The sequence below is a fragment of the Bacillus sp. LH1 genome (assembly GCF_057924895.1).
The window spans coordinates 300,001-307,500 of record NZ_CM175007.1 but is presented as its reverse complement, the minus strand read 5'-3'; the positions used below and the strand labels follow the sequence as shown (position 1 = coordinate 307,500).

Genomic DNA, 7,500 nt, shown 5'->3' with positions numbered 1-7,500 from the left:
AATGTATTGGCTAATCATTATTTAAATTACACAAATGATATCGATAAAGAAAAATGGAAAGGCCCCTATTTTCGAAAAGGCGTCGAAGAAATACAAGATACGTTACTTATCAAAAACACTATACCTAATGTTTCAAGTGTAGTTTTTAAAAATATAGATATGAAGAAAACAGAAAAACAGTTAGAGAAGTTCAAAATAGCTGGTGATTGGTTTTTCTATGTTTCTCTTCTTACAGAGGGAGATATTTACTTCAATCCATCCCCCTTAAACTATCATAGACGACATTTAAATAGCGTAACGAGAACAGAAGATTCATACTCCCATTACAATGAAGTTGTACAAATGCAAAATTTCATTAAAGAAAGATTTACTATCGACGACATTTCTAAAATGAAAATGTATACATATAGAAAGCATCTTAAAGCATACTTAAAAATTTAAACATGTGCTTTCTATGCCATCAATATCTCTAGTAAGTTGCTACTATTACTTAAGGGAGGAATACTCTTTGAAAGACTTTATAGAGGAACATAAAGATTTAATTTCTCAAATCGCACACAACTATAATGTAAATGCAAGTATCCATCCTGAGGATCATATCTTTCAGTTCATTGTCACTAATCCCGTCTTCCCATCAAAAAAAGAAGCGATAGATTACTACTTTAAAGATGGGCAAAACTCAGCACAAATACTCTTAAACTTAATTACTTCCCTTTATCCTCCTACAGGCAATCCAATTAAATTGTTAGAATTTGCATCCGGATACGGCTGCGTAACACGTCATTTATTAAATCTACAAGCGAATTTGAGTATAACCGCTTGCGATATACACGAAGAGGCTATTTCCTTTATTGAAAACAAATTAAATAATTCTTCTATATTATCTCATCCTGAGCCTGAACAGTTAAAATTGGACTCCTCTACGTACGATATCGTTTTTTGTCTATCCTTTTTCTCTCATATGCCTGATACAACTTGGTTTCGTTGGCTGCAAACATTATATAACGCTGTTTCACCTGGTGGTTTATTCATTTTCACAACCCATGGCTATCAAAGCAAAAAATACTTCGGGTTTCCAAATTTAAATGAAAAGGGCTATTGGTTTCTCTCTTCTAGTGAACAATTCGATTTAGATGTGAATCAATACGGACAAACGATAGTTAGTCCCTCTTACGTGTGTGACAAAATTAAATTATTACCCCATAACCCAATTATCAAAAAGTATACTGAAGGATTTTGGTGGGAACATCAAGACCTTTGGGTTATAGAAAAAGAAGCAAAATAATAACCCACGCTCTGCTTATACAAGTAGAGTGTGGGTTATTATTTTTTACTATATAAGAACTCTTCAATCCATAGCTTATTTAATCTAATCCCATGTTTAAAATCTATTTTAGGTTCCCAATTCAATTCTTGTTTTATCTTATCAATATTTAAAATGATTTTTTGAACGTTCTCTTGTTTTTGTTTGTAACAGATAAAATCCACTTTTCTTTCTGTTATTTTCTCTAATTCCACTATAATTCGTTTTAAAGAAAGACCTTTGCCACTCCCTATATTGTATACGCAAGATTTCAATTGATTTAATTGTGCTAGTTGTATAGTAATTTCAACTAAATCATCGATATAAATATAATCTCTAATAATCTCCTCTGGATTCCCATATATATGAATCCTTTCATTACTGAGATGCTGGTACAAAAAACAATTTATCGCCCCTACTTTTTTTAAGGGGTTTTGGTATTTTCCATACGGATTAGAATATCTACATACAACATAATCTATTCCATATTTTCTCTTATAAAAATACAAATAATTCTCCAGCGAAACTTTTGTTATTCCATACGGGGAAAGTGGTCTTAATGGATGTTTCTCATCAATAGGCAAATATTCAGGTTCACCATAAACTGTGCCTCCCGAAGAAGCTAATATAATTTTTTTAATACGAAAATCTTTAACACTTTCCATGAAATTAAGAAAAAATAGACTGCTATTAATATCACCGAAAACATCTTCAATTGAAGTTGCTACGTTAGACGTCGCAGCTAAATAAATAATAATATCTATATTCACTAAAGCCTTATATATATCCTCAACATTTTTTAAATCACCTTTAATAAATTCAACTTCACTTACAATATTTTGAGGAAAATTATTTATATGTCTGGAAAATACTTTTACATTTTGCCCCTGTTTCAATAAACCCAATGCGAGGTTGATACCAATGAAACTATTTCCACCTACTATTAAATAATTATTCTTCCTCATAATATCATCTCTCTAGTAATAAATTTTTCCCGTCTCCAAACCTAAAAATATACACAAATAAACTGGATCATTTCGATTATTCATCTTCTTATCATTGTATGTTTGTTATAAATTTTCATTATCTTTATTTTCTATTTTCATTTTAGAATAGCTTCCTTATTCAGGTTGACTGCAAAAACACTCATAATATTTACTCATCCCCATGAATATATTTAATAAACAATCCTCACTTGTTTAACCCATAAAAAAACGTCTACATACACAAATTTCCCAAAAAGGAGTGCTGAACTCATGAAAAATATAAATCAAGAACTTTTAAATCATGTAATTCTACATAAAGATCGAATTCCACATTACCATAAAGACTTTCCGATTATACTATTTTGGAGTCATAGAAGCGGATGCACCGCGTTAGCTAATTGGTTCTTTTTTCAAATCGGATTATTTACTGAAGCAAAGAAATACAATGACTTTATTCATTACTATGAGTTCTGGGTGTATAAGAACAATACAAATTACATACCCGAGTTACAAAATGGTCTTCTAGAGGGTAAAAAGGATGTTTGTAAACTTGTGCGAAATCCCTATACAAGGGCTGTCAGCTCATTTCTATTACTTGCTGACAACCCATATGCTAGCCCTCAATGGGAAAGTATCCGTCATTATTTTTATAATGACAAATATAGTAATCAAGGAATATCATTTAAACAATTTTTATATTACGTTCAGGCATTCAGCTCCAATTCTCTAGCGCTAGATATACATTTTAGTCAACAATACGTCCCTGGTGAAGAAAACTTCATCCAATGTTATATTCCTTTAGAAGATTTTAATACACAAATCACCAAACTAGAACACACGTACGATTTGATAAAATCCCCTTTAGCACTTCTTACAAATTCAGATCATCATCGCGCACACAAGATGATTTATGCAGGGAGCTATGCAGAACTTAGCATTACAGATACAGACTTCCCACGATTTCCAACATACGAAAGCTTTTATGATAAAGAAACTATGGATTTAGTTACAGAAATATACGCACAGGATTTTGAAATGTACCCATACACGAAAGGGATATTTTAAGTCTATACATTTTCCCATGAATAAAAGCTGATGCATCGCATAGCATAAAGTGAAACTTTAATTCGATTGGGGGTTCTCTTCAACTGATTATTCCCTTCTCCTAATCGCAATTTTAAAAAATACCTAACTTTCACCCATTCCCCCTTTGATTTCGCTGATTGTTGACGTGTATCATAATTTCCATAAATAGATTGCATTTAACATAGGAGGGATGTCGTGTGGAAATCAATTTGAAACACAATAATGGGTACTGCGTTATTTGCGAAAAGAAAGCTACATTTATAGAGCATAATGATTGGCTTAGAGATCATTATTTATGTTCTACATGTAACTCTATACCAAGGCAGCGAGCTTTAATCCATGCTTTGCATACATTTTTTCCAAAATGGGATTCCTATAGTATCCACGAATCCTCTCCTGGAGGAATTACAACTCAGCTACTATTAAAAAACTGTAAAAACTATACTTATTCTCAATACTTTAAAAATTATCCTCTTGGCCAATACTTTCAAGGTATTAGATGTGAGAACTTAGAAGACATGACTTTTGAAGATGAATCTTTTGATTTATTCATTACTCAAGACGTTTTTGAGCATGTAATGACGCCAAACAAAGCCTTTAAAGAAATAGAACGAGTATTAAAACCTGGCGGCGCTCATGTATTTACTGTCCCTTGGTATCATACACTCACAAAAACTGTGCAAAGAGCAAGAATGAATCAAGAAGTGATTGAATATATTGAAGAGCCCATTTATCATGGAAACCCTATTGATGAGAATGGATCTTTAGTAACGTTCGATTGGGGGCAGGATATGATTGAATATATTTATACACACGCAAACATGTATACCATTGTTTATTTACAAAAGGATAGATCACTAGGGTTAGATGCTGAATTTTTACATGTTTTTATTAGTAAAAAGCAAGAAAATAAAGTTTAATCACTATATAATTCGGAGGTTTAACAAATGAATAAATTTAAGTTAGGAAGTGATTTTGATCATCTTGTTAATTCACTATCTGATGTCGAACTTCTAAATTTATTTATACAAAGTTGTTCACAAACAACGATAAATGGGGTTCCCGTACCTAGGTTTCCTCCTGAAGAAATTCAAAAACAATTTGTAGGTGCTTCCTATGAACATGCTCTTTACGAAGCATATTTGTTTTATAGACATATAAAAGAATACGCCCAAAATTTAGGGGTTCCCTTGAATAAAGAAAGTAAAGTTTTAGACTTCGGCTGCGGATGGGGAAGAATTATACGCTTCTTATTTAAAGATGCCTCTGATCAAAATTTACTTGGCATTGATGTCGATCCTGCGATGATCACACTTTGTAATGAAACACTAGGAAGAGGGATATATAAAACAGCAAGTCCACATCCCCCTGTAGAATTTATTAGTGACAATTCATTAGATATCATATTCGCTTATTCTGTATTCTCACATTTATCCGAAGCAACTGCCGAAAATTGGGTAAAAGAATTTTCAAGAGTTCTTCGCCCTGGTGGAATCTTCATCGCAACAACACAAGCGCGCTATTTTCTTGATTTTTGTCAACAATTCCAAGAACATCCTGAATTAATTCAAACAGGATGGCATAAAACTTTATCTCAAGCTTTTCCAGATATACATCGCGCCATCTCGGATTATGAAAACGGCAAATTTGTTCACAGTCCTACTGGTGCAGGAGATGTTAGAAATAGTAGTTTTTACGGAGAAACTGTTATACCTAGGACTTATATTGAAAATCATTATGAGAAATATTTAAAGCTACAAGACTTTTTTGATGATGTAAATCGATTACCACAGGCCCTCTTTGTCCTTCAAAAAATTTAATTCCTTTCATTCAACGTAATAAATTTCATGACGAAAAGCACTTTCTATTTCAGCTATATATCAAATTACCTAATACTCTCTTATTAAGTAAGCTTAAAAAAATCCAATACATACCATAAAAAGACAGTAAACAGATAACATATCTCTTGTTTTAAAATTGCTTCACCAAATCAAGAATAACTTCCCAACACTTGAACTACGAAAAACATGAGGGGGATATAACTTGAAAATAATCGCTTTTTACTTACCACAATTCCATCAAATTAAAGAAAATGATCGATGGTGGGGGAAAGGATTTACTGAATGGACAAATACTAAAAGTGCACAACCTTTATTTTCAGGACATTATCAACCTAGGGAACCTTATCAAGATTTTTATTACGACTTAACTACCCCCTCCGTAAGAAAGTGGCAAGCGGAAATCGCTAAAGCATACGGTATATATGGTTTTTGTTATTATCATTACTGGTTTAAGGGAAAAAGACTATTAGAAACACCCTTTAATGAGGTACTAAAGATGAAGGAACCTGACTTCCCTTTTTGTCTTTCTTGGGCAAATGAACCATGGACAAAATCTTGGGATGGTCTCGATAAACATATATTAATGCCTCAAGACTACGGAGATATATCTGATTGGAAGGAACACTTTGATTATTTATTACAGGCTTTCCAAGATGAGAGATATATTTATATAGATGATAAACCTCTATTCATTATTTATCGTCCAGGACATATTCCTGATTGTGAAAAAATGCTTAATTACTGGAATGCATTAGCGCGAGAAAATGGTTTAAAAGGTATATACTTTGCTGAAACATTAAACAGTTTTCCACTACCTAATATAAATGGATTCGATGCCAGCATTCAGTTTGAACCTTTCTATACAATTGCCCATGATAGCTCTTCAGACATAAATAAGGTAATATATGATTCTGATATGCAATTAAATGTTTGGGACTACGATAAAGTATGGATGTATATATTACAACGATCGCTCCCAAAGAAAAAAACATTTCCCGGGGCTTTTGTTGATTGGGATAATACTGCACGACGTAAAAACGCAAATAGCAGCATCTTTGTAGGTTCTACCCCTGAAAAGTTCACCATATATTTAAGCAAGCAAATTCATCGTACTTACTCTTTTTATAACAGCGAGTTTTTATTTATTAACGCATGGAACGAGTGGGCGGAAGGAACTTACTTAGAGCCAGATAAAAAATATGGATTTTCTTATTTAGAAGGGGTTAAAAATGCAATTGATAGAGGTATGAAAGCATACAAAAAAGACGAGTCATTCTGACTCGTCTTAAGCTTGCTTGGCGACGTCCTACTCTCACAGGGACAAGGTCCCAACTACCATCGGCGCTAGAGAGCTTAACTTCCGTGTTCGGTATGGGAACGGGTGTGACCTCTCTGCCATCATCACCAAACTATGAAGGCATATTCCTTCAAAACTAGATAACATTGCTACATATTATATGGTTAAGTCCTCGATCTATTAGTATTCGTCAGCTCCACATGTCACCATGCTTCCACCTCGAACCTATCAACCTGATCATCTTTCAGGGATCTTACTAGCTTACGCTATGGGAAATCTCATCTTGAGGGGGGCTTCATGCTTAGATGCTTTCAGCACTTATCCCTTCCGCACATAGCTACCCAGCTATGCCCTTGGCAGAACAACTGGTACACCAGCGGTGCGTCCATCCCGGTCCTCTCGTACTAAGGACAGCTCCTCTCAAATTTCCTACGCCCACGACGGATAGGGACCGAACTGTCTCACGACGTTCTGAACCCAGCTCGCGTACCGCTTTAATGGGCGAACAGCCCAACCCTTGGGACCGACTACAGCCCCAGGATGCGATGAGCCGACATCGAGGTGCCAAACCTCCCCGTCGATGTGGACTCTTGGGGGAGATAAGCCTGTTATCCCCGGGGTAGCTTTTATCCGTTGAGCGATGGCCCTTCCATGCGGAACCACCGGATCACTAAGCCCGACTTTCGTCCCTGCTCGACTTGTAGGTCTCGCAGTCAAGCTCCCTTATGCCTTTGCACTCTACGAATGATTTCCAACCATTCTGAGGGAACCTTTGGGCGCCTCCGTTACACTTTAGGAGGCGACCGCCCCAGTCAAACTGCCCACCTGACACTGTCTCCCGGGTCGATAAGACCCGTAGGTTAGAATTTCAATACAGTCAGGGCGGTATCCCACCAGCGCCTCCACCGAAGCTAGCGCTCCGGTTTCAATGGCTCCCGCCTATCCTGTACAAACTGTACCAAAATTCAATATCAGGCTACAGTAAAG

Annotated in this window: 7 protein-coding genes and 2 rRNA genes (2 of these 9 cut by a window edge); 6 read left to right on the top strand and 3 right to left on the bottom strand. The window is 35.2% G+C overall.

All coding sequences use genetic code 11. The features are described from left to right. Nucleotides 1–441 carry the 3' end of a glycosyltransferase gene (locus ACX9TM_RS01705; protein WP_065382371.1) on the top strand. 1,491 nt of this gene lie to the left of the window's left edge, so only the last 441 of its 1,932 coding nucleotides appear in the window; its start codon lies beyond the left edge, outside the window; its stop codon occupies nt 439–441. Nucleotides 442–508: 67 nt separating this feature from the next. Further along, nucleotides 509–1,285: a class I SAM-dependent methyltransferase gene (locus tag ACX9TM_RS01700; RefSeq protein WP_000651232.1), complete on the top strand. Its 777-nt coding sequence runs from the start codon at nt 509–511 to the stop codon at nt 1,283–1,285. A 38-nt stretch (nt 1,286–1,323) separates the two neighbouring features. On the opposite strand, the gene ACX9TM_RS01695 is transcribed toward ACX9TM_RS01700, so the two are convergent. Next, a complete protein-coding gene (locus ACX9TM_RS01695; protein ID WP_001230833.1) occupies nt 1,324–2,268 on the bottom strand; it encodes an NAD-dependent epimerase/dehydratase family protein in 945 nt (314 codons plus the stop codon). A 291-nt stretch (nt 2,269–2,559) separates the two neighbouring features. On the opposite strand from ACX9TM_RS01695, the gene ACX9TM_RS01690 reads away from it, so the two are divergent. The 4 genes from ACX9TM_RS01690 (at nt 2,560) to ACX9TM_RS01675 (ending at nt 6,495) form a co-directional block, all read left to right on the top strand. Next, the gene (locus tag ACX9TM_RS01690) at nt 2,560–3,354 is read left to right on the top strand and encodes a sulfotransferase family 2 domain-containing protein (protein WP_000790047.1); all 795 of its coding nucleotides are present in this window, start codon (nt 2,560–2,562) and stop codon (nt 3,352–3,354) included. A 218-nt stretch (nt 3,355–3,572) separates the two neighbouring features. Next, entirely contained in the window at nt 3,573–4,295 is a 723-nt protein-coding gene (locus ACX9TM_RS01685) for a class I SAM-dependent methyltransferase (protein ID WP_048538439.1), read from the top strand. A 27-nt stretch (nt 4,296–4,322) separates the two neighbouring features. Beyond that, nucleotides 4,323–5,195: a class I SAM-dependent methyltransferase gene (locus ACX9TM_RS01680; RefSeq protein ID WP_001031897.1), complete on the top strand. Its 873-nt coding sequence runs from the start codon at nt 4,323–4,325 to the stop codon at nt 5,193–5,195. Between the two features lie 223 nt (nt 5,196–5,418). Next, the gene (locus tag ACX9TM_RS01675; RefSeq protein WP_000690976.1) at nt 5,419–6,495 is read left to right on the top strand and encodes a glycosyltransferase WbsX family protein; all 1,077 of its coding nucleotides are present in this window, start codon (nt 5,419–5,421) and stop codon (nt 6,493–6,495) included. Nucleotides 6,496–6,509: 14 nt separating this feature from the next. On the opposite strand, the gene rrf is transcribed toward ACX9TM_RS01675, so the two are convergent. Beyond that, a 5S ribosomal RNA gene (rrf, locus tag ACX9TM_RS01670) occupies nt 6,510–6,625 on the bottom strand. A gap of 48 nt (nt 6,626–6,673) precedes the next feature. Then, nucleotides 6,674–7,500, bottom strand: a 23S ribosomal RNA gene (locus ACX9TM_RS01665); it runs 2,095 nt beyond the window's last position.

Coding starts and splice junctions, on each gene's coding strand:
- ACX9TM_RS01680 (WP_001031897.1), top strand. CDS start 4,323: ATGAATAAATTTAAGTTAGGAAGTGATTTTGATCATCTTGTTAATTCA.
- ACX9TM_RS01690 (WP_000790047.1), top strand. CDS start 2,560: ATGAAAAATATAAATCAAGAACTTTTAAATCATGTAATTCTACATAAA.
- ACX9TM_RS01695 (WP_001230833.1), bottom strand. CDS start 2,268: ATGAGGAAGAATAATTATTTAATAGTAGGTGGAAATAGTTTCATTGGT.